At 67.2% G+C, this 24,965-nt stretch carries 24 protein-coding genes; 10 read left to right on the forward strand and 14 right to left on the reverse strand.

The features are described from left to right. The first annotated feature begins 30 nt into the window (after window positions 1-30). Window positions 31-801, forward strand: coding sequence for a DUF3426 domain-containing protein (locus ACZLHH_RS21485; protein WP_164227573.1), 771 nt, complete (start codon window positions 31-33; stop codon window positions 799-801). Window positions 802-915: 114 nt separating this feature from the next. Then, window positions 916-1,191: a DNA-binding transcriptional regulator Fis gene (fis, locus tag ACZLHH_RS21490; RefSeq protein ID WP_005419706.1), complete on the forward strand. Its 276-nt coding sequence runs from the start codon at window positions 916-918 to the stop codon at window positions 1,189-1,191. Window positions 1,192-1,375: 184 nt separating this feature from the next. Here fis and ACZLHH_RS21495 read toward each other — a convergent pair whose 3' ends face one another. From ACZLHH_RS21495 to ACZLHH_RS21520, 6 genes are read right to left on the reverse strand one after another with little or no spacing between them, the layout of a single operon-like run. Beyond that, window positions 1,376-2,371: a phosphatidate cytidylyltransferase gene (locus ACZLHH_RS21495; protein ID WP_164227574.1), complete on the reverse strand. Its 996-nt coding sequence runs from the start codon at window positions 2,369-2,371 to the stop codon at window positions 1,376-1,378. After that, complete coding sequence (locus ACZLHH_RS21500; protein WP_071229361.1) at window positions 2,368-2,997, reverse strand: lysophospholipid acyltransferase family protein; 630 nt, start codon at window positions 2,995-2,997, stop codon at window positions 2,368-2,370. Before ACZLHH_RS21500 ends, ACZLHH_RS21495 begins: the two co-directional genes overlap by 4 nt. A 13-nt stretch (window positions 2,998-3,010) precedes the next feature. Beyond that, on the reverse strand, window positions 3,011-3,448 hold the full coding sequence (locus ACZLHH_RS21505) for a hypothetical protein (RefSeq protein WP_164227575.1): 438 nt from the start codon (window positions 3,446-3,448) through the stop codon (window positions 3,011-3,013). After that, the gene (locus ACZLHH_RS21510; protein ID WP_164227576.1) at window positions 3,445-4,773 is read right to left on the reverse strand and encodes a phosphatase PAP2/dual specificity phosphatase family protein; all 1,329 of its coding nucleotides are present in this window, start codon (window positions 4,771-4,773) and stop codon (window positions 3,445-3,447) included. Before ACZLHH_RS21510 ends, ACZLHH_RS21505 begins: the two co-directional genes overlap by 4 nt. Continuing rightward, a complete protein-coding gene (locus ACZLHH_RS21515; RefSeq protein WP_049401747.1) occupies window positions 4,773-6,524 on the reverse strand; it encodes a bifunctional alpha/beta hydrolase/class I SAM-dependent methyltransferase in 1,752 nt (583 codons plus the stop codon). Before ACZLHH_RS21515 ends, ACZLHH_RS21510 begins: the two co-directional genes overlap by 1 nt. Window positions 6,525-6,558: 34 nt before the next feature. Continuing rightward, entirely contained in the window at window positions 6,559-7,176 is a 618-nt protein-coding gene (locus ACZLHH_RS21520) for a CDP-alcohol phosphatidyltransferase family protein (protein WP_164227577.1), read from the reverse strand. A 224-nt stretch (window positions 7,177-7,400) separates the two neighbouring features. Here ACZLHH_RS21520 and purH point away from each other — a divergent pair, with 224 nt between their 5' ends. From purH to purD, 3 genes are read left to right on the forward strand one after another with little or no spacing between them, the layout of a single operon-like run. Next, window positions 7,401-8,984: a bifunctional phosphoribosylaminoimidazolecarboxamide formyltransferase/IMP cyclohydrolase gene (purH, locus tag ACZLHH_RS21525; protein WP_049423484.1), complete on the forward strand. Its 1,584-nt coding sequence runs from the start codon at window positions 7,401-7,403 to the stop codon at window positions 8,982-8,984. Window positions 8,985-9,000: 16 nt separating this feature from the next. Beyond that, the gene (locus tag ACZLHH_RS21530; RefSeq protein WP_164227483.1) at window positions 9,001-9,879 is read left to right on the forward strand and encodes a hypothetical protein; all 879 of its coding nucleotides are present in this window, start codon (window positions 9,001-9,003) and stop codon (window positions 9,877-9,879) included. Between the two features lie 58 nt (window positions 9,880-9,937). Next, window positions 9,938-11,221, forward strand: coding sequence for a phosphoribosylamine--glycine ligase (gene purD / locus ACZLHH_RS21535; protein WP_478478740.1), 1,284 nt, complete (start codon window positions 9,938-9,940; stop codon window positions 11,219-11,221). Between the two features lie 113 nt (window positions 11,222-11,334). On the opposite strand, the gene ACZLHH_RS21540 is transcribed toward purD, so the two are convergent. From ACZLHH_RS21540 to rpoH, 3 genes are all read right to left on the reverse strand, one after another. Then, entirely contained in the window at window positions 11,335-11,667 is a 333-nt protein-coding gene (locus ACZLHH_RS21540; protein ID WP_019338970.1) for a helix-turn-helix domain-containing protein, read from the reverse strand. Then, window positions 11,651-12,034 (reverse strand): type II toxin-antitoxin system RelE/ParE family toxin, encoded by a 384-nt coding sequence (locus tag ACZLHH_RS21545; RefSeq protein ID WP_164227498.1) that lies wholly within the window; start codon window positions 12,032-12,034, stop codon window positions 11,651-11,653. The genes ACZLHH_RS21540 and ACZLHH_RS21545 overlap by 17 nt, the downstream gene beginning before the upstream one ends. 177 nt (window positions 12,035-12,211) lie before the next feature. Continuing rightward, window positions 12,212-13,087 carry an RNA polymerase sigma factor RpoH gene (gene rpoH / locus ACZLHH_RS21550; protein ID WP_049424102.1) on the reverse strand — a complete coding sequence of 292 codons (876 nt, stop codon included), beginning with the start codon at window positions 13,085-13,087 and terminating at the stop codon, window positions 12,212-12,214. A 358-nt stretch (window positions 13,088-13,445) separates the two neighbouring features. Between rpoH and ACZLHH_RS21555 the strand changes: the two genes are divergently transcribed. The 3 genes from ACZLHH_RS21555 (at window position 13,446) to ACZLHH_RS21565 (ending at window position 17,027) form a co-directional block, all read left to right on the forward strand. Further along, the gene (locus tag ACZLHH_RS21555; protein WP_100474111.1) at window positions 13,446-13,838 is read left to right on the forward strand and encodes a BlaI/MecI/CopY family transcriptional regulator; all 393 of its coding nucleotides are present in this window, start codon (window positions 13,446-13,448) and stop codon (window positions 13,836-13,838) included. Beyond that, on the forward strand, window positions 13,835-15,361 hold the full coding sequence (locus ACZLHH_RS21560; RefSeq protein ID WP_164227485.1) for a M56 family metallopeptidase: 1,527 nt from the start codon (window positions 13,835-13,837) through the stop codon (window positions 15,359-15,361). Before ACZLHH_RS21555 ends, ACZLHH_RS21560 begins: the two co-directional genes overlap by 4 nt. A gap of 130 nt (window positions 15,362-15,491) precedes the next feature. Beyond that, on the forward strand, window positions 15,492-17,027 hold the full coding sequence (locus ACZLHH_RS21565) for a serine hydrolase domain-containing protein (RefSeq protein WP_223276861.1): 1,536 nt from the start codon (window positions 15,492-15,494) through the stop codon (window positions 17,025-17,027). Between the two features lie 37 nt (window positions 17,028-17,064). Here ACZLHH_RS21565 and ung read toward each other — a convergent pair whose 3' ends face one another. The 5 genes from ung to rhlB all read right to left on the reverse strand — a co-directional run bounded on the left by ung (window position 17,065) and on the right by rhlB (window position 22,132). Further along, entirely contained in the window at window positions 17,065-17,778 is a 714-nt protein-coding gene (ung, locus tag ACZLHH_RS21570; RefSeq protein ID WP_049400766.1) for a uracil-DNA glycosylase, read from the reverse strand. A gap of 9 nt (window positions 17,779-17,787) precedes the next feature. Then, window positions 17,788-18,630: a response regulator gene (locus ACZLHH_RS21575; RefSeq protein WP_032129540.1), complete on the reverse strand. Its 843-nt coding sequence runs from the start codon at window positions 18,628-18,630 to the stop codon at window positions 17,788-17,790. Between the two features lie 7 nt (window positions 18,631-18,637). Next, window positions 18,638-19,585, reverse strand: a complete 948-nt coding sequence (ftsX, locus tag ACZLHH_RS21580; protein ID WP_010481047.1) for a permease-like cell division protein FtsX — start codon at window positions 19,583-19,585, stop codon at window positions 18,638-18,640. 3 nt (window positions 19,586-19,588) lie between these two features. Then, a complete protein-coding gene (ftsE, locus tag ACZLHH_RS21585) occupies window positions 19,589-20,275 on the reverse strand; it encodes a cell division ATP-binding protein FtsE (protein WP_032129538.1) in 687 nt (228 codons plus the stop codon). A 132-nt stretch (window positions 20,276-20,407) separates the two neighbouring features. Beyond that, a complete protein-coding gene (gene rhlB / locus ACZLHH_RS21590; protein ID WP_032129537.1) occupies window positions 20,408-22,132 on the reverse strand; it encodes an ATP-dependent RNA helicase RhlB in 1,725 nt (574 codons plus the stop codon). A 510-nt stretch (window positions 22,133-22,642) separates the two neighbouring features. Between rhlB and trxA the strand changes: the two genes are divergently transcribed. Next, on the forward strand, window positions 22,643-22,972 hold the full coding sequence (gene trxA, locus ACZLHH_RS21595; protein ID WP_005411275.1) for a thioredoxin: 330 nt from the start codon (window positions 22,643-22,645) through the stop codon (window positions 22,970-22,972). Between the two features lie 228 nt (window positions 22,973-23,200). Beyond that, window positions 23,201-24,943, forward strand: a complete 1,743-nt coding sequence (rho, locus tag ACZLHH_RS21600; protein WP_029379723.1) for a transcription termination factor Rho — start codon at window positions 23,201-23,203, stop codon at window positions 24,941-24,943. Window positions 24,944-24,965 lie beyond the last annotated feature (22 nt).

The following is a 24,965-nucleotide window of genomic DNA, read 5'->3' on the forward strand; positions in this document are numbered from 1 at the left end:
GACTGCTGGATCCGAGCCCGCGCCCTGAGCATGTCCGAGCCGAACCCACCGCGCCGTCCCCTGGCCACCTTCCTGCGCACGACGCCGGAGGGTGAGCCTGCGCCTGCGACCGATGCGCGCATGCAGGACGAAGCCGGGCACGCAACGCCCGTGGAGCAGATGCAGGCCGAGCCCATCGACCTGGCACGCCCACCGGCGACAGAGATGCGACACGACGATGACGTTGTCATCGTTGATGAAGCAGCGGCCATCGAGCCGGCGCCGGTCGCGGTGCAGGCAACGGCGGTCGCCAGTGATGCCCCCAGCTTCCTCGGCAGCGCGCGCACGCGCACGCTGCCAACACCCCGCTGGCACTGGCTGCTGGTCGCCGGGCTGGCATTGCTGCTGGTACTGCAGAGCGTGCTGGCCGACCGCGCGCGGCTGGCCGCCGACGCCGGCAACCGCGCATGGCTGGGCACGCTGTGCGGCGTGCTGCGCTGCAGCCTGCCTGCCTGGCACGAACCCGCTGCGTTCACCATGACCAGCCGCGAGATCCGCCCCCTGCCGGGCCAGGCCGGTGTGCTGCAGGTACAGGCCAGCATCCGCAACGATGCGCGCTGGGCACAGGCGTGGCCGGACCTGCGGTTGTCATTGTCCGATGCCGATGGCCGGGTGATCGGCAGCGGCGTGTTCACGCCCGCGCAGTACCTGGGCGAGAACCCCGGTGCAGCCCTGCTGGAACCGGGCCAGAGCGCGCGCGTCGCCTTCCGGTTGCAGGAGCCCGCTGCGTCCACCGTCGCATTCACCTTCGACTTCCTCTGACCGGGGAGAGGCGACCAGCCGTGGCAGGCCGGGCACGCTCGCGCTAGACTGGCCGCCACCACCTCGTCCGGCCGCGCGCTCCGCGCGCACGGGCCAACCGAATCGGGAACCCCCTTGAACGCTGTCCTTTCTCGTCCTGACAACAGTCGTGGCGCTCCCCGGCCACCGCTGCGTGAACACGTCGCCCAGTCCGTGCGCCGCTACCTGCGTGACCTTGATGGCTGCGATGCGGACGATGTCTACGAGATCGTGCTGCGCGAGATGGAGATTCCGCTGTTCGTGGAAGTGCTCAATCACTGCGAAGGCAACCAGAGCCGTGCCGCCGCGATGCTGGGCATCCACCGTGCCACCCTGCGCAAGAAGCTGAAGGAATACGGCATCAGCGCGTAAACGCGCGCAGGTAGTGCCGGCCGCTGGCCGGCAACCCCACGAACGATGGCAGGATGTTGCAGTTGCCGGCCAGCGGCCGGCACTACCGGTAGATCCACGCCATGCGTGGATGGAAGCCCGGCAGAATCAACCGCCCCCGCCCGCCAGTAGATCCACGCCATGCGTGGATGGAAGCCCGGCAGAATCAACCGCCGCCGCCCGCCTTCCAGTAATACCGCACCACGTGGAAGAACACCGGCGCGGCGAAGCACACCGAATCCAGCCGGTCGAGCATGCCGCCATGGCCCTCGATCATGTGGCCCCAGTCCTTGATGCCACGATCACGCTTGATCGCCGACATCACCAGGCCGCCCCAGAACCCCATCAGGTTGATCAGCAGCGACAGACCGAACGCCTGCAGCGGCGTGAACGGGGTGATCCACCACAGCGCCGCGCCCAGCGCGCTGGCACTCAGCACGCCGCCCACGAAGCCCTCCACCGTCTTCGACGGCGACAGCTTCGGCGCAATCAGATGCCTGCCGAGCAGCTTGCCCCAGATGTACTGCAGCACGTCCGAAGACTGCACCACGATCACCAGGAAGGCGAACAGCAGCACGTTGCGCGACGGGTCATGGCCGGGCACGTGCAGGTTCAGCAGCAGCGGCACATGCGAGATGCAGAACACGCAGATCATCAACCCCCACTGCACCTTCGCGGTCCGCTCCAGGTAGTGCGTGGTATCACCGCCAATGGTCGACAGGATCGGCAGGAACAGGAACGCATAGACCGGAATCAACAGCGTGTACATGCCGTACCAGTCGATCCAGACCAGGTAGTACTGCCACGGCAGCACGATGTAGAACGCGGCCAGCAGCGCGTAGTAGTCGCCCGAGCGGGTCGGCGCCAGGGTGATGAACTCGCGCAGGGCGAACAGCGAGATGATCGCGAACAGCACGATCACCCCGGCACGACCGAAGAACAGCGCCAGCCCGACCACGATCGCCATCACCCACCACGCGCGGATGCGCGACACCAGGTTGGCGATCACCGCGCTGGGCTGCCCACGCTGGCGCCAGCGCAATGTCTCGGCCACCAGCGTGGCCAGCACCAGCACCGCACCCACGCCAGCGAACAGCAGGCCGGTCTGCTGGCCCACGCTCTGCGCTGCCAGGTCGCCGGACACATCGATCAGGAAACTCATGCGCGCCCCCCGTTCGGCGCCAGGTCCAGCAGCGCCTGCCGGCTGCGGGCCAGGAAGGCCGCCTTGTCCTCGTCGGCCTGCAGCCGCAGCGGCGTACCGAAGGTGGCCGTGCACAGCAGCGGCAGCGGCAGGAACCGGCCCTTGGGCATCACCCGCTTCAGGTTGTCGATCCACACCGGCACGAATTCCAGCTCCGGTCGTTGCCGTGCCAGGTGATAGATGCCGCTCTTGAACGGCAGCAGCGGCTCATCGCCCACGTTGCGGGTACCTTCCGGAAACAGGATCAGCGAGCAGTCTTCGTCCACCGCGTCACGCAGGGGCTGCAGCGGATCCTGCTGGCGATGGCCGGCCTCGCGCTCGACCAGCACGCCGTTGAACACCGCATCGATCAGGTAGCGACGCAGGCCGTCGCGCTGCCAGTATTCGGCCGCGGCAACTGGCCGCACCTGGCGCCGCAACGCAGGCGGCATCGACGACCAGATCAGCACGAAGTCGCCATGGCTGGCGTGGTTGCCGTAGTACACGCGGCGCTCGCTGGACGGCGCGCAACCGATCCACAGCGCGCGGGCACCGGTCACTACATGGATCGCACCACTGCAGGCGCGGGCAATCAGTTCGGCGAACATTGGTCCCTCCCGTTCACGTCTGCGGCCACAACACGGCCAGCACCAGCAGTGCGAACTGCACCGCTGTCAGCAGGTACTGGCGCAGCAGCAGGCGACGCATGCCGGCCCAGCGCGCGTCCCAGCCCCGCAGGGGCGCATCGGGCGACGCGCGGCGCAGGCCACTGTCGTGCAGCAGCTGATCAGTGCGGCGCGCGGCGGCATCGCCGTCCAGGCGCTCATCGCGCAGCAGCTGCAGCAGGCTGGCGTCCAGCGCCACCCGCCACGCGTGGTAGATCTGTGCGATGCCCGCGGCAACACTGAGCAGCAACACGCCGGCGGCAATCATCGCCAGGCCCGGTTCGGTGCCGAGCAGCAGCAGCGCCACCAGCAGCAGGCCCAGCGACAGGCCGGCCGGCCAACGGCCCTGCCGCAGCAGCAGCTGCATGGTCGCCAGATCGGGAACCGTACTCACGTGCGTGCTCCCGCTGCAGCAGTGATGGCATGCAGATGCGCCGCGCCCAGCACGATGCCCGGACGTGCCGTGCGCACGATCGCCACCGCGGCATCGGTATCGGTGGCACGACCACTGCGCAGCAGCCAGGCCGCCACACTGGCAGCACTGCGCGAATAGCCCAGTGCGCAGCACACCAGCAACGGTCCATGCGCACGCAGCCGCTCGATGACCTCGGCCGCCTCGTGCAACTGGTGCGGCGTGGGCACCACCAGGTCCAGCATCGGCACGCTGGCATACGCCGCGCCCGGTGCACGATAGGACAGTTCGGCACAGGCATCGACCACGCCGACCAAGGGTGCCGGCAATGCAGCGCAGGGAACACGCCCCAGCCATACACCGTCCATCACCGGCACCGGCTGCGGCGCGCGGCGCGTCCACAGCCGCGAATTGATCCAGGCCGCACCCAGGTACGGCGCCAGCAACCAGCGTGCCGCCATGGTCAGGCGACCATCGGCACGCTTCTGGAACACCGCCGTACCGAGCCCCGCATACGCCAACGCCACCAGCAGCAGCGATACCACCGGCCACAGCAGCCACAACGCCGCGCCACGCAGAAGCACCACAGGCACCAGCAATGCAGCGGCCCCCAGCAGGTACAGCGCTGCCAGGCGCCAACGTTTGGCGTCACGCGCGGTGCGCCAGGCACGCAAGGGTGGCGTGCCCTGCTCCGGCCACAGCCAGACACACAGCCAACCGGCCAGCAGGCCGGTCGGGATATCGATGAAATGATGCTGGAATGTGGTCAGCACCGAGACGCCGATCAGCAGCGCCCACACATGCAGTACCCAACGCCACACCCCATGCAGGTACTGCGCGAATTTCACCCACAGCACGATCAGCAACACGATGTGCAGTGATGGCGCCTGGTTGAACGGCTTGTCGAAGCCCAGCAGCACATCGAACAACCAACCGAACACACCGCCGATCTCCGGCCGCTCGAAACTGAAGCGCAGTGGCCACAGCAGGAAGCAGGTCACCGCGATCAACTGTGCACTGAACAACCGCAACGCATGCCGGTCCAGCTCCAACCGTTGCCGGCACAGAAAGAAGGAAACCACATAGAACAGATCGATCGACCAGTACGGCACGATCGTCCACGGTACGAACGGAATCTGCGTTTCCCATCCGAACGCCATCACCGGCAGTTCGGCATGACGGCCAGCCATCCAGTTGGCGAAGCCATAGCTGGCGAAGAAGAATGGGCCCAGCAGGGCCAGCCACAACAGGGCGCGCCGCCAGGGGCGCCCCTCTGCGGCCAGCGGGGATGCGGCGAGCGTCGCCATCACGCGGTCCGGCGCGCCAGCGACACCGTGAAGATGCCGAAGTCGTCGATACGCTGCGCCACCTTCTCGAACCCGGCCAGGCGCACCAGCTCGTCCATTTCCTGCTGGGTACGGCGGCGCATCACCCACGCGGCGCCGCCACGGTGGCTGGTCAGTGCGCGTGCGATGAACTCCAGCTGCGGGTGCCACGGCTGGCCGGTATAGGCCAGGTAGCCGCCCGCCGGCACCGTCGCAGCAATGCCCTGCAGCGAGCGCAGCACCGCATCGTTGTCGGGGAACAGTTCGTACAGGCCCGATACCACGGCCAGCGTCGGTGCTGGATCGACCTTGGCCAGCTGCGCCGGGTCGAACGCATCACCCTGTTCGAAGCGCGCGATGTCGGCCGCCCCCAGGCGCTCGATCAAGGCCTGACCCTGGGTGACGTTCAGATCACTGAAGTCGCGCAGCACGATGCGCTCGGCGCGCTGTTCGCCCTGGCCCAGCGCTTCCAGCACGTAGCGGCCATGGCCGGCAGCCACGTCCAGTACGCGCACCGGCGTGCCCTGCCCGCGCAGGCGCTGGGCAGCGTCGCGCAGCAGTTCCTGCAGGTGCTGGCCGCGAATGCGGATGCCGCGCCAGCCGATCGCATCCAGATAGTTGCGATCGACCATGCGCCCCAACGGGCCCTTGCCGCGCGCCTCATCGCGATAGATGTAGTCGAGCGTGCTGCCCGAATCGAATCCGGTCTGCAGGCCCAGCGCGATGCCTTCGGACAACGTTCCGCCGAAGCGCAGGCCGCCACGTACCACGCGCCAGCGCAGGTCGGCCAGGCTGTTGCGTTCCGGTGGCCAGGCCAGGATCTCCGATTCTTCGAAAGTCGGCCCATGGCGGTGCGCATCGCGCCGCGACAGTTCGCGCAGCGGCTCGGCGAAACGTGCCTGGATGAAACTGCGGATACGCGCCAGCGCCGGCGCCCGATCGCGCTCGCCCAGCGTATCGTGGAAGAAGCCCGGCAGATGCACGCGCTCCTTGATCGGGCTGGACAGGCGCTCGTAGAAGCGGTCCTGCGGGCCACGGTGCACCACGAAATCCGAGCCGGACACCAGCAGCTGCACCGGCACGCTGATCGCCTGCGCATCGGCGACGATGCGGTCGGCCGCTTCGTACAGGCCCAGCAACACGCGCACCGAGATCGGCCGGGTGATCAGCGGATCGGTGCGGTAGCTTTCCACTCGCGCCGGATCGTGGGTCAGCCACTGCGGCTTGACGTAGCTGTTGACGAAGAAATTGCCGCGCAGCTTCTGCATCAAGGCCAGGCCCGGGCGTGCGAACGGCACGTACAGCTTCACCTTGAACGCCGGCGAAGCCATCACCAGCGCGCGCAGGCGCGGCGCGTAGTCGTGCACCCAGGTGGCGGCGACCACCGCCCCCACACTCTGTGCGATCACCACGATGTCTTCCACCGCGATGCCATGCTCGGCGCCGATGTGGGCGATGAAGCTGTCCAGATCACGCACCAGCGCCGGGAAGCCCGGGGCATCGCCTCGTGCGCCGGGCGAACGCCCATTACCGCGTGCATCCCAGGCGAAGAAGGCGGTGTCGGGCAGGTCCAGCTCATCGACCAGGTGGGTGACCCGGCCAGAATGTTCATGGCCGCGATGCAGCAGCACGACAGCCTTGGTGGCTGGGGTCGCGGTGGTGCTCGCCCAGTACCGGTAGAACAGCGGTACCTGGTCGAAGCTGTGGAATTCCCGTTCCTGCGCCTGACGCATGCAATCTCCTGATTGTCTTTTTGTATCTGCTTGATTAATTCGGCGAAACCGCCGCTTCCCGCAGTCCGCGACGGACGCGATTGATCATCGTCAGCACGCACAGCACCGCCATGGCCGCGGCCACGCCAGTGACAGTCATCGCAGCCCCCCAGCCGAGCGCCAGCAGCAGGCCCAGCACGCCGATGACGAACGCGCGGTCGCTCTTGCCCATCGGGCCGTCATAGCGGCGGCTGGCACCGACCATCAGCCCCAGCACCCCGGTGTACTCGCTCAGGGCCGCCGTCCAGGCCAGCAGCCACAGCGCTTCCGGGCGCACGCCCGGCACGCCGAGCAGGCTCAGGTACAGCGCCGCGTCGGCGATCACATCGCACAGCTCGTTCAGATAGGCGCCCAGCCTCGACTGCTGGCCGAACTCGCGGGCCAGCATGCCGTCCACCGCGTTGAGCGCCATGCGCAGCAGCATCCACAGCGGCAGCAGCAGGTACAGCAGGGGCTGGGCCGGCGCGCAGCACCACACGGCAACGGCCACCAGCAGCGAAACCACGGCGGCGGCCACGGTCACCGCGTTGGCGGTGATCCCCATGCGGTACAGGCCGCGTACGGCCGGACGCAACAGGTCCTGGAAACGTCCTTTCAGTGCATAGATCGACATGATCCGTACCCGCTGATCCTTGGCAGTGCGGGCACAGCCTACCCCATCGTCGGCAGATTCCGACAACCCGGCTCCGGTCCACAGCCCAGCCCCCCGGACCGGTCCGGATCGATGTGCCCGACCCGGCCTTACGTCGATTGCCATGGCAAATTGCCCCTTCCAGCGCCCGCCACCGGCCCCCACCGCCTACAATATCGGCCCCGCTCCGCTGCCGATTCTGTCCCATGACTGCTGATCTGTTGCCCGTCCGCCGGGCCCTCCTCTCCGTTTCCGACAAGACCGGTCTGGTCGAGCTGGCCACTGCGCTGGCGGCACGCGGCGTGGAGCTGCTGTCCACCGGCGGCACCGCCAAGGCGATCCGCGATGCCGGCCTGGCCGTGAAGGACGTGGCCGACGTCACCGGCTTCCCGGAAATGATGGACGGCCGGGTCAAGACCCTGCACCCGATGGTGCACGGCGGCCTGCTGGGCCGTTCCGGCCTGGATGATGCGGTGATGGCCGAGCACGGCATCGGTGCCATCGACCTGCTGGTGCTGAACCTGTACCCGTTCGAGTCGGTCACCGCCAAGGCCGATTGCACCCTGGCCGACGCGGTCGAGAACATCGACATCGGCGGCCCGGCCATGCTGCGCTCGGCGGCCAAGAACTTCGCCCGCGTGGCGGTGTCCACCGATCCGTCGCAGTACGCCGAGCTGCTGGCCTCGCTGGAGGCCAACAACGGCCAGCTGTCGGCTGCCACCCGCTTCGCGTTCTCGGTGGCCGCGTTCAACCGCGTCGCCCAGTACGACGCCGCGATCAGCAACTACCTGTCGGCGGTCACCGCCACCGACGCTGCGGTGCCGGCGCGTACCGAGTACCCGGCACAGATGAACTCCACCTTCGTGAAGGTGATGGACCTGCGCTACGGCGAGAACCCGCACCAGAGCGGCGCGTTCTACCGCGACCTGTACCCGGTGCCGGGCACGCTGGCGACCTTCCAGCAGCTGCAGGGCAAGGAACTGAGCTACAACAACCTGGCCGATGCCGACGCGGCGTGGGAATGCGTGCGCCAGTTCGATGCGCCGGCCTGCGTCATCGTCAAGCACGCCAACCCGTGCGGCGTGGCGGTCGGTGCCGGCAATGGCGATGCCTACGAGCTGGCCTACGCCACCGACCCGACCAGCGCCTTCGGCGGCATCATTGCCTTCAACAAACCGCTGGACGCCGCCACCGCCAAGGTGATTCTGGACCGCCAGTTCGTCGAAGTGCTGATCGCCCCGGACTACGAGCCGGCCGCGCTGGAATACGCGCAGAAGAAGGCCAACGTGCGCGTGCTGCGCATCCCGCACGGCGATGGCCTGAACAACTTCGACAGCAAGCGCGTCGGCTCGGGCCTGCTGCTGCAGTCCTCGGACAACCGCGGCATGACCCGCGACGAACTGAAGGTGGTCAGCAAGCTGGCGCCGACCGACAAGCAGTTCACCGACCTGCTGTTCGCCTGGAAGGTGGCCAAGTTCGTGAAATCCAACGCGATCGTCTATGCCAAGGACAACCGCACCATTGGTGTCGGTGCCGGCCAGATGAGCCGCGTGTACTCGGCCCGCATCGCCGGCATCAAGGCCGCCGATGCGAACCTGGTGGTCGAGGGCTCGGTGATGGCCTCCGATGCGTTCTTCCCGTTCCGCGACGGCATCGATGCCGCTGCCGCCGCCGGCATCAAGGCGGTCATCCAGCCGGGCGGTTCGATGCGCGATGCCGAAGTGATCGCCGCCGCCGACGAACATGGCCTGGCCATGGTGTTCACCGGCGTGCGCCACTTCCGCCACTGATCCTGGAGCGACACGGATGTCCACAGTTTCAATGAAATCGCTGGCCGCCCTCGCCCTCGCGGGCGCGGCCATGCTGGCCGGCTGCAAGCCTGCTGTCGAGCCCAGCGCGAGCCCGAAGGCAGATGCGCCTGCGATGGCCCCCGCCTCACCGGCGCAGCATGTCAGCCGCACCGCTCGACTGCAGGCGTTCCTGGACCAGCGCTACGGCAGCAACGCCACGCTCTCCGCTGAATGGCGCGGCAGCTGGACCGACGATGGCGATACCCATGCGGTGGACTGGCAGGTCTGCGCGGAACAACCGGTGGTGAGCGGGGACAGCTGGCAGCAGTTGTTGGCCGTGTGCGGTGCGCTGGTCGATGGCGCGCACATCGACCCGGGAACCATCGAGTTCTTTGTGCTGCGCCCCAAGGGCGATGGCTTCGAGGTGACCAGCGAACTGACCGGCGAGCGCTTCGGTAGCGGCGGCCAGCCCGGCACCGCCAGCATCATCCGCGCCGGCAGTGACTTCTATGGTTTCCGCGTCGAGGACGGCTGGTTCGGGCAGGGCTTCTCGCTGCTCTCGCAGTCGCTGATCCTGCCGGGCCCGAACGGCCTGGTGGCCAGTGGCAGCGTGCGCAGCCATATCGACAATGACGCCCAGTACGAGTGCGACACGGTCGACGCCAGTACCGACCCGGACACCGCCAATGACTGCCGCACCCGCCGCTTCAGCATCGATTTCGCCCTGCGTTTCGACGACAGCGACCGCAGCGCGCGGGTCTGGCCGCTGCTGATCGACGAAACCGGCACCACCTGCGGTGGCAAGCAGGTCCGGCAGCAACACCGCTTCACCCTGGACCCGAAGACCTGGGCCTATTCCTTCCCCGAATCGCTGCGACGCGAAGGCTGCGAGTGAACCACGCGCGCCGCCGGGGATATCGATCTTCCCTTCCCACGCAATCTGGAATCTCGTGATGAACGTACTTGTCATCGGCTCTGGCGGCCGCGAACACGCCCTGGCATGGAAGCTGGCCCAGTCCTCCCGTGTCACCGAAGTGATCGTGGCGCCCGGCAACGCCGGCACCGCCAGCGAAGACAAGTGCCGCAACGTGGCGGTGAAGGTGACCGATATCGACGGCCTGCTGGCGCTGGCGCAGGCCGAAGGCGTGGCGCTGACCGTGGTCGGCCCGGAAGTACCGCTGGTGGCCGGTGTGGTCGACCGCTTCCGCGCTGCTGGCCTGCGTATCTTCGGGCCGACCGCCGCTGCCGCGCAGCTGGAAGGCAGCAAGGCCTACGCCAAGGACTTCCTGGCCCGCCACGACATCCCCACCGCGTTCTACGCCGTGCACACCGACGTGGACGCCGCCCTGGCCTACATCCGCGAGAAGGGCGCACCGATCGTGGTCAAGGCCGATGGCCTGGCCGCTGGCAAGGGCGTGATCGTCGCAATGACCCTGGCCGAAGCCGAAGACGCGGTGCGTGACATGCTCTCCGGCAGCGCGTTCGGCGATGCCGGCGCACGTGTGGTGATCGAGGAATTCCTCGACGGCGAGGAAGCCAGCTTCATTTCGATGGTGGACGGCGTGCATGCGCTGCCGATGGCCACCTCGCAGGACCACAAGCGCGTCGGCGACGGCGATACCGGCCCGAACACCGGCGGCATGGGCGCCTATTCGCCGGCCCCGGTGGTGACGCCGGATGTGCATGCCCGCGTGATGCGCGAGGTGGTGAACCCGACCGTGCAGGGCATGATCGCCGACGGCATCCCGTTCACTGGCTTTCTCTACGCCGGCCTGATGATCGATGCCAACGGCGCACCGAAGGTGATCGAATTCAACGTGCGCTTCGGCGACCCGGAAACCCAGCCGGTGATGCTGCGCCTGCAGTCGGATCTGGTCGAGCTGGTGGAAGCCGCCATCGATGGCCGCCTGGACCAGGTCGAAGCGCAGTGGGATGCGCGCCCGTCGCTGGGCGTGGTGCTGGCGGCCAGGCCGTACCCAGAAGCGCCGATCACCGGTGACGTGATTTCCGGCCTGGACGACGTGCCGGCCAGCGCCAAGGTGTTCCATGCCGGTACGGCATTGGATGCGCAGGGCCAGGTCGTCAGCGCCGGCGGCCGCGTTCTGTGCGTGGCCGCACTGGGCGACAGCGTGCGCGACGCGCAGGCGAATGCGTATGCAGGCGTGGCCAAGGTGACCTGGGCCAACGAGTTCCACCGCAACGACATCGGCTGGCGGGCGATCGCACGCGAAGAGTGACGGCCGCGCCGCAGCCACGCATGGCGTGGCTCTACTGACACTGGGTAGATCCACGCCATGCGTGGATTGAACGCCTCGGAAAAACAAAGGCCCGGCAGAACCGGGCCTTTGCTTTACAGGACTGCTTCGAGTCCCTTCCGATCAATCAGGTTAAGCAACTTCAGTGACGGTCCGCTGGGCTTCTTTTCGCCCTGCTCCCAGCTGCGTACGGTGGAAACGCTGGTATTGAGAACTCCCGCAAAGACCGGCTGACTGAGCTGCAATGACGTACGCAGGGCACGTATCTGGGCACTGCTGTACTCAGGCACCGGCTCAAGGCAAAGCGCTTCGTAGCTGCTCAATCGACGTTTATCGATGAAACCATGCGCGTGCAGACTCACAGCGGCATCATGCACCGCCTCAAGAAGCGCACTTTTCGCGCGCCGTCGCTCAGGGGTCTTCGTCATGGTCGATCTCCTGTAGATCCCCGTACTGCACGGCACGATTCAGCTGTGCCGTACTCATTTTCAGGAACTCCGATGCGTACAGCTGCAGCGCATCGCGTTCCGCATTCGTGATCGCAGCACGCTCATTCTTCTCGTAGCCGAAAAGTAAGAACCAATGCCCGCCTCGCTGTGTGGCGACGATGATTCGAACGCTCCCACGCTTTCCTCGCCCCGGCAAGGCAACGCGCTTCTTGAAGATTCCGCCGCCAAGATCAGCATCCACCAGACCCGCTTCCATTTCACGTACCGACCGGTACAGCGCAGCGTCGGACAGGGTGGTCCTGCGCATGCTGCGATTGAAACTTCGTGTGAGGAAGACGCGTGGCATGATCATACCGTGCCACTGCGTGGTACAGCGTGAACATCAGCATCCAGCACATGATCAGGTCGGCGCAACCACCGTCCTGGCGTCAGAATAGAGCCACGTCATGCGTGGATGAGAACGCCACCAAAAAGAAAAAGCCCGGCAGTGCCGGGCCTTTTCATTGTTTCAACGCCACCCCGCTTACGCGGTGAACAGCGCCTTCATCTTCTTCAGCGCGTTCGCTTCAACCTGGCGGATACGCTCGGCCGACACGCCGTATTCGTCAGCCAGTTCCTGCAGGGTCACCTTGCTGTCCGCATCCAGCCAGCGGCGGCGGATGATGTCGCGCGAGCGCGCATCCAGCTCGGCCAGGCCTTCGCGCAGCAGCTGCATCTGGTTGTCTTCGCTGTCGGCACGTTCGTAGGCCATCGACGGGTCTTCGTCGTTGGCAACCAGGAACGCGGCCGGCGACGGCGGCGCGTGTTCGTTGTCTTCGTCGGCCGGCGCATCGAAACCGATATCGCGACCGGACAGGCGCGACTCCATTTCCATGACCTCGCGCTCGGACACGTTCAGGTCCTTCGCCACCGCGCTGACCTCAGCCGCGTTCATCCAGCCCAGGCGCGTCTTCGACTTGCGCAGGTTGAAGAACAGCTTGCGCTGCGCCTTGGTGGTGGCGACCTTCACGATGCGCCAGTTCTTCAGGATGAACTCGTGCATCTCGGCACGGATCCAGTGCACGGCAAAGGAGACCAGGCGCACGCCCATGTCCGGGTCGAAGCGCTTGACCGCCTTCATCAGGCCGATGTTGCCTTCCTGGATCAGGTCGCCCAGCGCAAGGCCGTAGCCGTTGTAGCCGCGGGCCACGTGCACCACGAAGCGCAGGTGCGAATGCACCAGCTCGCGGGCGGCGTCCAGATCGTTGCCGTCGCGGAAGCGACGGGCCAGGTCCTGTTCGTCATCGACCGACAGCACCGGGATCTGGTGCACGGCACCGATGTAGGCGTCCAGCGAACCGAGCGCACTGGGAATCGGGAGATTGTTTGCCACAAGGGCAGTAGAGGTGTTCTGGCTCATAGGCACCCATCTTAGCAGTCCGGGATTTGGACTGCTAAAGGAGGAAAAAGTTCCAGCATCCTATTGATGCAACACTGGTCCCAAACAGAGCCCTACCGTAGCGCGATTTGATGACAGTGGCGAGCACGCTTTTCGGGATTCACAATCCCTTGGAATTCAATCAATTAACTGCCGGAAACCGGCGATTTCCGGTCAAGCGGAGCTGAACGGGCCGGCCTGGAGGTCCATTCAGGCCTGGAGACGTTGCCGGGTGTTCAGGCCCGAAGGCTGAGGGTCGCCCCCTTTACTACTAAGAAACCCGTTGACAGCCATCCGGCGACATGCTCCGATGCATCAACTAATTCATACGTAGAAGCACATGGCCCGTCCTGTCTCGCAGACTCCCACCCCCGCCGAGCAGGCCATCCTGGACATCCTCTGGGACAAGGGCGAAGCGTCCGTGCGCGAAGTGGCGGATGTGCTCGGCGAACACAAGCCGGTCGCGTACACCACGGTGCTGACCATGTTCAACGTGCTGGCGAAGAAGGGCTTTGTCAGTCATCGCCAGGAAGGTCGCGCCTACATCTATCACGCCACGCTCAGCCGCGAGCAGGCCCGCCGGCAAGCGCTCGACCATCTGCTGCATCAGTTCTTCGACGGCTCACCGAACGTGTTGGCACAGCACCTGGTGGACGAACGCGAAATCGACCGCAACGAACTGCAGGCACTGCAGCAGCGCATCAGCGATGCCAGGGCCGGGAGGAAGGAATGAACCTCATCGACATGGCGATGGCACTGGGCCTTCGGCAGTTGCTGTTGTCTGCCGTTGTGCTGCTGCCCGCGCTGTGGCTGGCATGGCGGCGGGCCCTCAGTGCCGAACAACGCTCCTGGCTGCTGACCGGCGCGATGGCAGCGGCCCTGCTGTTGCCGCTCAGCGCCTTCCTACCGGGCTGGTCGACCACCCTGCCTGCACCGGCACCGCCCGCCGCCGCGTTCCACCCCCTGCCCGGCGAAGGCGCAACGGCGGGAGAGGCCATCTTCGAAGCTGGACGGCAGCCCGACATCTATTACGTCGAACTACCGAAGACCCTGCCGACAGTGCTTGCAGTGGTGTGGCTGCTGGGCACCCTGTGGCTGGGCATGCGCCTGCTGGACGCGATGCTGCACGCGCGCCGGCTGCGGCGGCTGGCACAACCGGCGTCCGCCGGACTGCGCGCGGCCCTGGCCGACATCGTGCCCGCCCACGTGACGATCGCCACCTGCGCCGTCGACGGGCCGATGGTGGTCGGCCTGTGGCGCCCGCAGATCCTGCTGCCCCGCCCCTTGCTGGCACGGCTGGACAACAACGTGCTGCGCGACATCGTCCGCCACGAGGTTGCACACCTGCATCGACGCGATCTGTGGACAAGCACGCTGCTGCGGGCGGGAACAGCACTGTTCTGGTGGAATCCACTCCTGCACCTTGCCCAGGCACGCCTGGCGCTACTGCGCGAAATGGCCTGTGATGCACGCGCTGCGATGCAGGCAAGCGAACCGCTGGACTATGCAGGCTCGCTGCTGGCCGGTATCGAACAGCTGCAGGCCCTGCGCGAAGAGGCGCCGACGCTTGCACTGGGCATGTTCAGTGCACGCAGCCAGCTGGCGCAGCGCATCGACCAACTGCTGGACGCCCCGTCGTACGCCCCTCGGCGCCGCAGTCTGTTGATGCTGGGCCTGCTGCTTCTGCTGGCCTGCGTCGGCACCGCGGTGGCTGTCTCACCACGACTGGCCTCACCAGCGGCCAGCACCTCCGATACGCGCGTCAACACTCTGCTCCAGGCCGCCAGCACGCATGACGTCGCGCAGGTCCACGCGTTGGCGGTGGCGGGCGTCGATCTCGATGCGCGCGTGCTCGGCGATGGCACGGCGCTGATCCAGGCCATCCGCGCACGCGATCCGGTGATGGTCGACGCCCTGCTGCAGCTGGGAGCCGACCCTGATCGCGCTGCGCTGGGCGAAGGCAATCCGTTGATCGTCGCCTCCGCGCTGGGCCTGCAACCCATCGTCGAGCAACTGGTGCAGGCCGGTGCAGACGTCAACCGGGTCGTGACCTATGACGAGACGCCGCTGATCAATGCCTCGCGCGAAGGGCACCTGGTCACCGTGCAGTACCTGCTCGCGCACGGCGCCGATATCAACCTGGGGGTGGAAGCCGACGGCTGGCTGGGCCGCTGGCGGACACCGTTGAACCAGGCCGGCACCGCGGCCGTACGCGATTACCTGCTGACGCAGGGCGCCCGCCGCGAACGACGCTGACTCCGCCGCCGCATCGCCTTCTGCGCTGCGGCGGCAACCTGTTCCACCCGCAACGATCGGACGCGGCAGGCGTACGTGGCAACGCCTGCGCCGATCCCAACCCTCTTCCACTCCCGCAAGGATGTCGATGATGAACCGCCTGTTGCTGTGTTCGCTGCTGGTCTGCCTGACCCCGTTCCACGTGATGGCCACTGACGCCAGCGCTGAAGACGCTGCGCGCTTTGCCCAGGCAATGGCCCATGGCCTGCGCCCCAGCACCGCGCAGCTGGGCGCGGCGCTGCCGCAGTGGTCGATCGAGGAACGCCTTGCCCATTACAAGGTGCCGGGTGCCGCCGTTGCGGTGATCCGCGATGGCAAGGTGGTGTACGCCGCCGGATACGGCCTGCGCCAAGCGGGCACGCACGACGCGGTGGATGCCGATACCGTGTTCTCGGTGGGCTCGGTCAGCAAGATGGGCGCTGCGGCGACCACCCTGAAGCTGGTTGCTGCCGGCAAGGTCTCGCTGGAGGAGAACATCGATCCACGCCTGCGCCGCTGGCATGTGCCTGCCGATGCGCAGGGACTGCACCCGCCGATCAACCTGCGCATGCTGCTGTCGCACACCGCCGGCTTCAATGTGCATGGCTTCCAGGACTACCAGCCCGCCGAACGCTTGCCGACCTTGCTGCAGACACTGGATGGACTGGCGCCTGCAAAGAATGAACCGATACGCCTGATCCACGCGCCCGGCCAGCAGGTCGACTATTCCGGTGGCGGCTACACGGTGGTGCAGCTGGCGATCGAAGACCTGACGGGCAGAGCATTCGCTGACGTCGCACGTCGCGAGGTGTTCGCGCCACTGGGCATGTCCCGCAGCACGTACCAGAGCCCCTTGCCTGCCGGCTACGGCAACGTTGCCCATGCGCACGACAACAAAGGCCTGCCGGAGGCCCTGCCACGCGGCTGGCAGAGCTTTCCGGAACAGGCGGCGTCCGGGCTGTGGACCAGCGCCAACGACATGGGCCTGTTCGTCGCGGCCCTGCTGCGCAGCATCCGCACCAAGGATGGATGGCTGCCGCAGTCATTGGCCCTGCAGATGGTCAGCGAAGTGGCGCCGGCCGGTCGTGGCCTGGGACCGGAGCTCGCCGGCAACGGCGCCAGTCGCCGCTTCTTCCACAATGGCAGCAATGACAGCTATCACGCCGGCATCGAAGGCTACCCGGAGAGCGGCGATGGATTCGTCATCCTGACCAATGGCGACAACGGCCCCGCACTGCGCGGGGAAATCCGCAATGCCCTTTCCGACGCACTCGGCCACAATGCCAAACCAGTCATCCGCACGCTTGACCCGGCGCTTCTGCGCGACAGCTACCCAGGTTTCAGCGGCCACTTCGTACTCGATGGCGCGCTGCCGATGGACGTCCGCGGCGGTCTCGCTGACTGGTTCGAAGCCACGACGTTGGACGTACAGGCAGGCCAAGCGGGACTGGAACTGCGCCTTCCAGGACGGGGCAAGGCCGTCATGCTCCAGGCACTGACCCCTGTCCGCTTCCTCGCCGGCAGCGTAGGTGCGGAGCTGCTGTTCCACCGTGGTGGCGACGGCACGGTCCAAGCCCTCAGCGTGATCGCCGAAGGCGCGCGTGCCTACTATCGGCGCGCGGATATCGCGCCAGCAGCGGGCCATTGATCCATCGCTGGCGGCGCCGGGCTACTGCCCGGCCCGCTCAGAGCGCCGAACGCGGCGGCAGCGACCAGTCGATCGGGGCCTGGCCGCGGCGCTGCAGGTACTCGTTGGCCATCGAGAAATGCTGGCAGCCCAGGAAGCCGCGGTGGGCCGACAGCGGCGACGGGTGCGGCGACTTCAGCACACGGTGGCGGCGGGTGTCGATGACCTTGCCCTTCTTCTGCGCGTACGCGCCCCAGAGCATGAACACCAGGCCGTCGCGTTCGCGGTTGAGCACATCCACCACGTGGTCGGTGAAACCTTCCCAGCCACGCCCCTGGTGGGCACCGGCCTGGCCCTCTTCCACCGTCAGCACGGCATTGAGCAGCAGCACACCGCGCTGCGCCCACGGGATCAGGCAGCCATGGTCCGGACGCGGGATACCGAGATCGCTCTCGATCTCCTTGTAGATGTTCAGCAGCGACGGCGGCACCGGCACTCCGGGCGCCACCGAGAAGCTCAGCCCATGCGCCTGACCGCGGCCGTGGTACGGGTCCTGGCCGAGGATCACCACCTTCACCTGCTCGAACGGCGTGGCATCGAACGCAGCGAAGATCTGCGGGCCGGGCGGGAACACCGCCGCACCGCTGGCCTTGCGCTGGCGCAGGAAGCTGGACAGCTCGCGCATCTGCGGCTGCATCAGGTAATCGCCGACATGCTGCTTCCAGCTCGGCTCGAGCTGGATCGTCGGGGTGCCGGCTACTTCATCAATCATCACGCCACTTCATCGAATCAGGGGTCCATCGTTCAACCGGGCCAGGCGCAGCTGGAACAGCACCTTGGTGACCAGCAGGCGCTCTTCGATCGGCTTGAGCACCAGGTCGTTGGCACCGGACTGCAGCAGCCCGGTCTGGTTGTGCGGGTTGCCATCGCCGGTCATCACCAGCACCGGCAGGCGGCGCTTGCCGTAGCCGAAGTCCACGCGTACGCGCTGCACCACGTCGCGGCCGCTCAGTTCGCCCTTCAGGGTGACGTCGGTCAGCACCAGGTCGATGCGATGGCGGCTGCGGCCCAGCGACTCGGCAGTGAGCAGGGTGAACGCCTCTTCGGCGCTGACCACGTGCAGCACGTTCAACTGCTGGCGTTCCAGCATGCGCTTGGTAGCCTCGGCGACCACGCGGCTGTCCTCGATATAGAGGATGGTGGCGCCGGGAATGGTCTGCGGCTGCACGTAGCCGCGGATGAAGGTCGCCAGTGCCTCGTGGCCCAGCGCCTTGTCGAAATAGTCGGTGACGTACTCGGTGAAGCGGCGCTGCTCCAGATGCTGCTGGGCATCGCCGGAGACCACGATCACCGGTACATAGGCCTGGCCTGCGGCTTCGCGGACCATCCGCGCCAGTGCCAGGCCGTCGCCATCACGCAGGGTCAGCGAGGTGGTCACCAGATCCACCGGGCCCTGCGCCAGCGCCAGCTGCGCATCTTCGATGCTGTCGCAGCCGATCACTTCCACGCCCGGCAGGTCGCGCTGCAGGACGTCGGCGATCAGTTTGCGGACCAGCTTTGACCCATCGACCACCATCACCCGCGTCGCGGGCCCTTCAAGGTGCTTCAGCGCTTGCGGTTGCATGCCGGTCTCAGGTGTCGGTCGGGCGGGTCTGGCGAAGGAAATGGCCGGTCACCAGCCACGCGCCCAGCCAGCCCAGCAGCAGTGTGCCGAGCAGGACCAGGCTGCCATGCAGCAGGTCCAGGCCGTGCAGCACGAACGGGCTGCCGTAGCTGCGCGAGAGTTCGGCCAGCGGCACGCGCAAGGCAGCGCCGGCCGCAGCAATCAGGGCCAGCGCCACTGCGCCGGCACCCAGGCCATACCACGCGCCCAGGTACAGGAACGGGCGGCGGATGAAGCCATCACTGGCGCCGAGCAGCTGCAGCACGCCGATCTCTTCGCGGCGGGCCTGGATGTCCAGGCGCACGGTGTTGCCGACCACCAGCGCGGCGCCCACGCCGAGCAGCACCGACAGCACCTGCACCAGCCGCGCACCGAACGCGAGCCAGGCATCCAGGCGCTGGCGCCACAGCGCATCGTGCTGCACCAGGTCGGCCTCGGGCAGGCTTTCCAGCGCGCGCGCCAGGCGCGCGTCGTCCTTGCCCTGGCCGGGGGTGATCACCAGCAGCGAGGGCAGTGGATTGTCGTTGAGTGCATCGATCGCCTCGCCGAGGCCGGCATCGCGCAGTTCCTGCAGGCCCTGCTCGGGCGTGCGCACGTTCACTTCGGCCACGTCATCGCGATCGCGCAGCTGGCCGGCCAGGCGCAGCGCGCCGGGACCATCGACGTTGCCCTTCAGGAACACGTTGATATCGCGCGACTGCTGCACGCTGCCGGCGAACTGCTTGAGGTTGTCCAGCGCGATCGACAGGCCCAGCGGCAGGGCCAGCGCCAGCGCCATGACCATCACCGTCAGCAGGGTCGCCCACGGCTTGCGGCAGGCGCGGCCGAGGCTGAACACCACGCTGTGCACGTGGTGCTGGAACCAGACGCCCACACGCGACGGGGCGGCGGCTTCGCTGTTTTCGTTCTTCGCCATCGATTACTCCGCCAGGTCCTGCGGCGAGATGTCATCCACCAGCCGGCCGTGGTCAAGGATCAGCACGCGCTTGCGCATGCGGCGCAACAGCGGCAGGTCGTGACTGACCACCAGCACGCTGGTGCCGCGCGCGGGCAGCTCGGCGAACAGGGCCATGATCTCCGCCGCCAGGGTCGGGTCGAGGTTGCCGGTCGGCTCATCGGCCACCAGCAGCTTGGGCTCACCGACAATGGCGCGGGCGATGCCGACGCGCTGCTGCTCACCGGCCGACAGCTGCGAGGGCAGCGCCTTCTCGCGATGGCCCAGGCCCATCCGCTCGAGCACCGAGCGCACACGCTTGTTGATGTCGCTACGGCGGGTGCCGCGCAGGATCAGCGGCAGCGCCACGTTCTCGGCAATAGAGCGGTCCATCAGCAGGCGGTGGTCCTGGTAGACCGCGCCGACCGCGCGTCGATGGCGGGGCACGTCGCCACCGCGCACCTTCAGCAGGTTGCGCTCGTCGAACACCACCGCGCCGCGGCTGGGCCGCTCGTCCAGGTGGATCAACTTGAGCAGGGTGCTCTTGCCCGCACCGGAATGGCCGGTGACGAACAGCATCTCGCCCGGCGCGACCTCGAAGCTGACATCGGTCAGCGCCTCGTGGCCACCGGCGTACTGTTTGCTGACATTGTCGAAGCGCAGGACACTCATGCCCCGATTATGCAGGAGCGGCGCGACGGATCGGTAGCGCCATCGGTAGTGCCGGCCGCTGGCCGGCAGCTTCGTGGGTTGCCGGCCAGCGGCCGGCACTACCCTGCCCCATGGGGCACCACCATCGGCGGATCAGCTGCCCGACAGCATCCGGCGGATCTTGCGGCCGATGCGGGTCAGGAACGAATCGCCGGTATCAGCAGCCGTGCGCACCGGCTTGGCCACCACCTGCACCGGGGTGACCGGGCTGGCACCATTGCCGGCGGCGTTCTGCACACCCTCGGCACCTTCGACCGGACGGCCGTGGCGACGACGACGGCGCTTGCGCGGCTTGTGCTCACCGTCCACCGCACCTTCCGGTGCGCCTTCAGCACGCGGCGGGCGCGGCGGACGCGGGGCCTGCGCGGCAGCGCCTTCGGCACCGGCGGCCGGGGCGGCAGCGCCCTGCTCGCCTTCCACGCGCGGCTTGCGCGGGCCACGCGAACGGCGCTCGCCGCTGCGCTCACCGTCGCGGCCACCGCGGCCACCACCACTGCCGGAACGGCCGCCACTACGGCCACCGCCACGGCGCTCTTCCTCGGCAGCGCGGGCTTCGCGCGCTTCGCGGAAGATCTGGCCGACGCTTTCGTTGTCCTCGCCTTCCTCGCCCGCAGCCGGGGCCGGGCGTTCCGGGCGCGGCAGCGGGGTCAGCAGTTCCTTGGTGACCGGCTCGGACGGAATCTTCTGCTCGATGTAGGCCTCGATGTCCGGCAGGCCCATCGCGTAGCGCTCGCAGGCGAAGCTGATCGCATCGCCCTCTTCGCCCAGGCGCGCGGTACGGCCGATGCGGTGCACGTAGTCTTCGGCGTCGAACGGCAGGTCGTAGTTGTAGACGTACTTGATGCCATCGATGTGCAGGCCGCGCGCGGCCACGTCGGTGGCCACCAGGATTTCCAGCTGGCCCTTCTGGAAGCGGTTGAGCAGGCTCTCACGCTTCTTCTGCGGCACGTCGCCGGACAGCACGCCGACGCGGTAGCCGGCCTTTTCCAGCGAACGGGCGACGCGTTCGACGAACACCTTGGTGTTGACGAAGACCATGGTGCGCGCGCCTTCGCTGCGCGACAGCAGGCCCAGCAGCAGCGGGATCTTCTCGTCGTCGGCCGGGAAGTAGATGCGCTGGCGCACGCGCGCGGCGGTGATGGTCTCGGCCTCGACCACCAGCTTCTGCGGCTCGTTCATGTGCTCGTAGGCCAGCTCCAGCACGCGGTGGCTGAGGGTGGCACTGAACAGCAGGGTCTGGCGGGTGGTGCGCTCGGGCATGCGGCGCAGCAGGAAGCGGATGTCCTTGATGAAGCCCAGGTCGAACATGCGGTCGGCTTCGTCCAGCACGCAGATCTCGCAGGCGTGCAGCGAGACCACCTTGTGCTGCTTCACGTAGTCGATCAGGCGGCCCGGGGTGGCGATGATCACGTCCACGCCCTGCTGCAGCAGTTCGCGCTGCTTGTCGTAATCCACGCCGCCGTAGACCAGGGCGAAACGCAGGCCCAGGTCGGAACCGAACTTCACTGCATCCTTGTGGATCTGGATGGCCAGTTCGCGGGTCGGGGCGAGGATCAGCGCGCGCGGATCCTCCGGCTTGCGGTCGGCCAGGGCCGGACGCGTCAGCAGGCGGTTCACGACAGCGACCAGGAAGGCCAGGGTCTTGCCGGTGCCGGTCTGGGCCTGGCCGGCAACATCACCACCGGGCAGCGCGACCGGCAGGGTCAGCGCCTGGATCGGGGTGCAGCGGGTGAATCCGGCTCCTTCAAGGCCGGCCTGCAGGGCCGGATGCAGCTCGAAGGAGGAGAAGGTCAAATCGGTCAGCGGTTTGTCGCTCATGAGTCCGTCTTGGTATGGCCGCCGGCCCGTGGGGCGGCTGGCACTTCATCGTCTAGGGGCACCGTCGCAAACTGCGGCCCCTGCGGCGGGTTGGCAGGCTGGGACCACCCGGTCCGCGCGCCGCACAATGCCCCAGTTTAACGCACTCGGGCCGGCAAACCGGAATGAGCTGTCTCATAAAGTCAAGAGACGGCACCCTTCACCCAGCCACACCGGACTTGAACGGCCCTGCCAGGGCCGTTGGTGTCGCCCGCTGCCAGCCCCATGTACAGGAAGACAGTGAAATCCGACACATACCAGGCATCGAAGCGATCACGATACGCTGGGTTCCAGCCGGCGCCTGTCCCCGCCCTGCGATAGGGGTACACTGCCGGCCGTGAGCGTCCAGGCATCCCGCCGAACGCACCGCGGCAGTGCGCCGCGAGGCAACGACGAGGGTCGCGCCACCGGGCATGGCCCAGTTCACCCACCTCCGGCATGGCCGGGTGCAATCCAAGACGAGAAACCAAGATGAGCGACAAGGTTGTACATGTCGGCGACGCCGACTTTGATAGCGCAGTGCTGAATTCCAAGGAACCGGTGCTGGTCGATTTCTGGGCCGAGTGGTGTGGCCCGTGCAAGATGATCGCCCCGGCGCTGGACGAACTGGCCGATGCCTACCAGGGCCGCGCCAAAATCGCCAAGGTCAACGTCGACCACAACCGTGCGCTGGCCGCCAAGTACCACGTGCGTTCGATTCCGTACCTGGTCGTGTTCAAGGACGGCGAGAAGGTCGGCGAGCAGATCGGTGCGGTGGGCAAGGCCCAGCTGGCTGGCCTGCTGGACAAGGCCCTGGCCTGATCCTGCTGTTCTCCGGCAGCCGCCGACCGCGGCTGCCGGCGGGCGCCCCGCGCCCATGATGAATGCTGTTCCCGGCGACCCTTGCGTGGCGCCGCAGGCCGATGATAGTGTCGGCATATCCGGCCGCGTTCGCGTGCCGCACCCTCTGGACGCAGTTTCTTCCAGACCCATTCCCAACGTTCGCCGCCCCAGCCGGGCGCTCGCACCTTCAAGCGAGGAATAACGCTCTTGTCCGATAACACTTCCGAAACCGGCAGCGCCGATGCGCCCGCCGAAAAGCGCGTGCGCAAGCCCCGCGTGAGCAAGGCCGCCGCTCCGGCAGCCGCCGAAACCAGCGCCGCGCCGGCGCAGCCGACCCTGCCGCTGGCCGCCGCGCCCGAGGCACCGGCGGCTGCCCCTGCACCGAGCGCGCCCGCCGCCGAGGCCCCTGCCAGCAGTGGCGGTGGCGAAGGCGGTGAGGGTCGCGAATCCGGCCAGCCGCGCCAGCAGAACCACCAGGGGGGCGGCCAGAACCAGGGCCAGAACCCGTACAACCAGAACGGCCAGCAGGGCCAGGGGCAAGGTCAGGGCAACCGCCGTGACCGCTTCCGCAACCGCCGCGACCGTGACCGCAACAACCGCTTCCGCGACGATGGCCTGCCCAACGACGGCGGCGAGCAGCAGCCGTTCGTGCCGCGCCCGCACGCCAACGTGCCCGAGGGCTTCCCGGTCTACTCGCTGAGCGACCTCAAGCGCATGCCGGCACAGAAGCTGCTGGAAATCGCCGAGCAGCTGCAGATCTCCGAAGGCGTGGCCCGTGCCCGCAAGCAGGACGTGATCTTCGCCCTGCTGAAGGTGCTGACCCGCCACGGTGACGGCGTCGCCGCCGATGGCGTGCTGGAAATTCTGCCGGACGGCTTCGGCTTCCTGCGCGCGGCCGAAGCCAGCTACCTGGCCGGCCCGGACGACACCTACATCTCGCCCAGCCAGATCCGCCGCTTCAACCTGCGCACCGGCGACCACATCTCCGGCCGCATCCGCTTCCCGAAGGACGGCGAGCGCTACTTCGCGCTGAACATCGTCGACACCATCAACGGCGAGCCGATCGAAGCGTCGAAGAACAAGGTGCTGTTCGAGAACCTGACCGCACTGTTCCCGCGCCGCCGCTTCACCCTGGAGCGCGGCAACGGTTCGTCGGAAGACATCACCGGCCGCATCCTCGACCTGATGGCCCCGCAGGGCAAGGGCCAGCGCTCGCTCATCGTGTCGCAGCCGAAGGCCGGCAAGACCATGATGATGCAGCAGGTCGCCACCGCCATCACCACCAACCATCCGGACGTGCACCTGATCGTGCTGCTGATCGACGAGCGCCCGGAAGAAGTGACCGAGATGCAGCGCACCGTGCGCGGCGAGGTCATCAGCTCGACCTTCGACGAGCCGGCAGCGCGCCACGTGCAGGTGGCCGAAATGGTCATCGAGCGCGCCAAGCGCCTGGTCGAGCACAAGAAGGACGTGGTGATCCTGCTCGACTCGATCACCCGCCTGGCCCGCGCCTACAACAACGTGGTGCCGAGCTCGGGCAAGGTGCTGACCGGTGGTGTGGACGCCAACGCCCTGCACCGCCCGAAGCGCTTCTTCGGTGCCGCGCGCAACGTGGAAGAAGGCGGCAGCCTGACCATCATCGCCACCGCGCTGGTCGACACCGGCTCGAAGATGGACGAGGTGATCTACGAAGAGTTCAAGGGCACCGGCAACAGCGAAGTGCACCTGAGCCGCCGTATCGCTGAAAAGCGCGTGTTCCCGGCCATCGACATCAACCGTTCCGGCACCCGCCGCGAAGACCTGCTGATCGAACCGGAGCTGCTGCAGAAGATCTGGATCCTGCGCAAGCTGCTGCATCCGATGGATGAAATGGCCGCGATGGAGTTCCTGCTGGACAAGATGAAGAACACCAAGTCCAACGACGAGTTCTTCGGTTCGATGAAGCGGTAAACCATCGAAAAGCACATGAGAA

This window comes from Stenotrophomonas sp. 28608_Sma, assembly GCF_056486185.1.

What these genes read in the sequence shown, in the direction of transcription:
- rpoH (WP_049424102.1), bottom strand. Translation starts at nt 13,087, where the DNA reads ATGAGCCAGAACACCTCTACTGCCCTTGTGGCAAACAATCTCCCGATT.
- ftsX (WP_010481047.1), bottom strand. Translation starts at nt 19,585, where the DNA reads ATGGCGAAGAACGAAAACAGCGAAGCCGCCGCCCCGTCGCGTGTGGGC.
- ACZLHH_RS21575 (WP_032129540.1), bottom strand. Translation starts at nt 18,630, where the DNA reads ATGCAACCGCAAGCGCTGAAGCACCTTGAAGGGCCCGCGACGCGGGTG.
- ACZLHH_RS21510 (WP_164227576.1), bottom strand. Translation starts at nt 4,773, where the DNA reads ATGGCGACGCTCGCCGCATCCCCGCTGGCCGCAGAGGGGCGCCCCTGG.
- trxA (WP_005411275.1), top strand. Translation starts at nt 22,643, where the DNA reads ATGAGCGACAAGGTTGTACATGTCGGCGACGCCGACTTTGATAGCGCA.
- ftsE (WP_032129538.1), bottom strand. Translation starts at nt 20,275, where the DNA reads ATGAGTGTCCTGCGCTTCGACAATGTCAGCAAACAGTACGCCGGTGGC.
- rhlB (WP_032129537.1), bottom strand. Translation starts at nt 22,132, where the DNA reads ATGAGCGACAAACCGCTGACCGATTTGACCTTCTCCTCCTTCGAGCTG.
- purH (WP_049423484.1), top strand. Translation starts at nt 7,401, where the DNA reads ATGACTGCTGATCTGTTGCCCGTCCGCCGGGCCCTCCTCTCCGTTTCC.
- ACZLHH_RS21495 (WP_164227574.1), bottom strand. Translation starts at nt 2,371, where the DNA reads ATGAGTTTCCTGATCGATGTGTCCGGCGACCTGGCAGCGCAGAGCGTG.
- purD (WP_478478740.1), top strand. Translation starts at nt 9,938, where the DNA reads ATGAACGTACTTGTCATCGGCTCTGGCGGCCGCGAACACGCCCTGGCA.
- ACZLHH_RS21555 (WP_100474111.1), top strand. Translation starts at nt 13,446, where the DNA reads ATGGCCCGTCCTGTCTCGCAGACTCCCACCCCCGCCGAGCAGGCCATC.
- ACZLHH_RS21540 (WP_019338970.1), bottom strand. Translation starts at nt 11,667, where the DNA reads ATGACGAAGACCCCTGAGCGACGGCGCGCGAAAAGTGCGCTTCTTGAG.
- ACZLHH_RS21520 (WP_164227577.1), bottom strand. Translation starts at nt 7,176, where the DNA reads ATGTCGATCTATGCACTGAAAGGACGTTTCCAGGACCTGTTGCGTCCG.
- ACZLHH_RS21545 (WP_164227498.1), bottom strand. Translation starts at nt 12,034, where the DNA reads ATGCCACGCGTCTTCCTCACACGAAGTTTCAATCGCAGCATGCGCAGG.
- ACZLHH_RS21560 (WP_164227485.1), top strand. Translation starts at nt 13,835, where the DNA reads ATGAACCTCATCGACATGGCGATGGCACTGGGCCTTCGGCAGTTGCTG.
- ung (WP_049400766.1), bottom strand. Translation starts at nt 17,778, where the DNA reads ATGATTGATGAAGTAGCCGGCACCCCGACGATCCAGCTCGAGCCGAGC.
- ACZLHH_RS21500 (WP_071229361.1), bottom strand. Translation starts at nt 2,997, where the DNA reads ATGTTCGCCGAACTGATTGCCCGCGCCTGCAGTGGTGCGATCCATGTA.
- ACZLHH_RS21515 (WP_049401747.1), bottom strand. Translation starts at nt 6,524, where the DNA reads ATGCGTCAGGCGCAGGAACGGGAATTCCACAGCTTCGACCAGGTACCG.
- ACZLHH_RS21565 (WP_223276861.1), top strand. Translation starts at nt 15,492, where the DNA reads ATGAACCGCCTGTTGCTGTGTTCGCTGCTGGTCTGCCTGACCCCGTTC.
- ACZLHH_RS21530 (WP_164227483.1), top strand. Translation starts at nt 9,001, where the DNA reads ATGTCCACAGTTTCAATGAAATCGCTGGCCGCCCTCGCCCTCGCGGGC.
- ACZLHH_RS21485 (WP_164227573.1), top strand. Translation starts at nt 31, where the DNA reads ATGTCCGAGCCGAACCCACCGCGCCGTCCCCTGGCCACCTTCCTGCGC.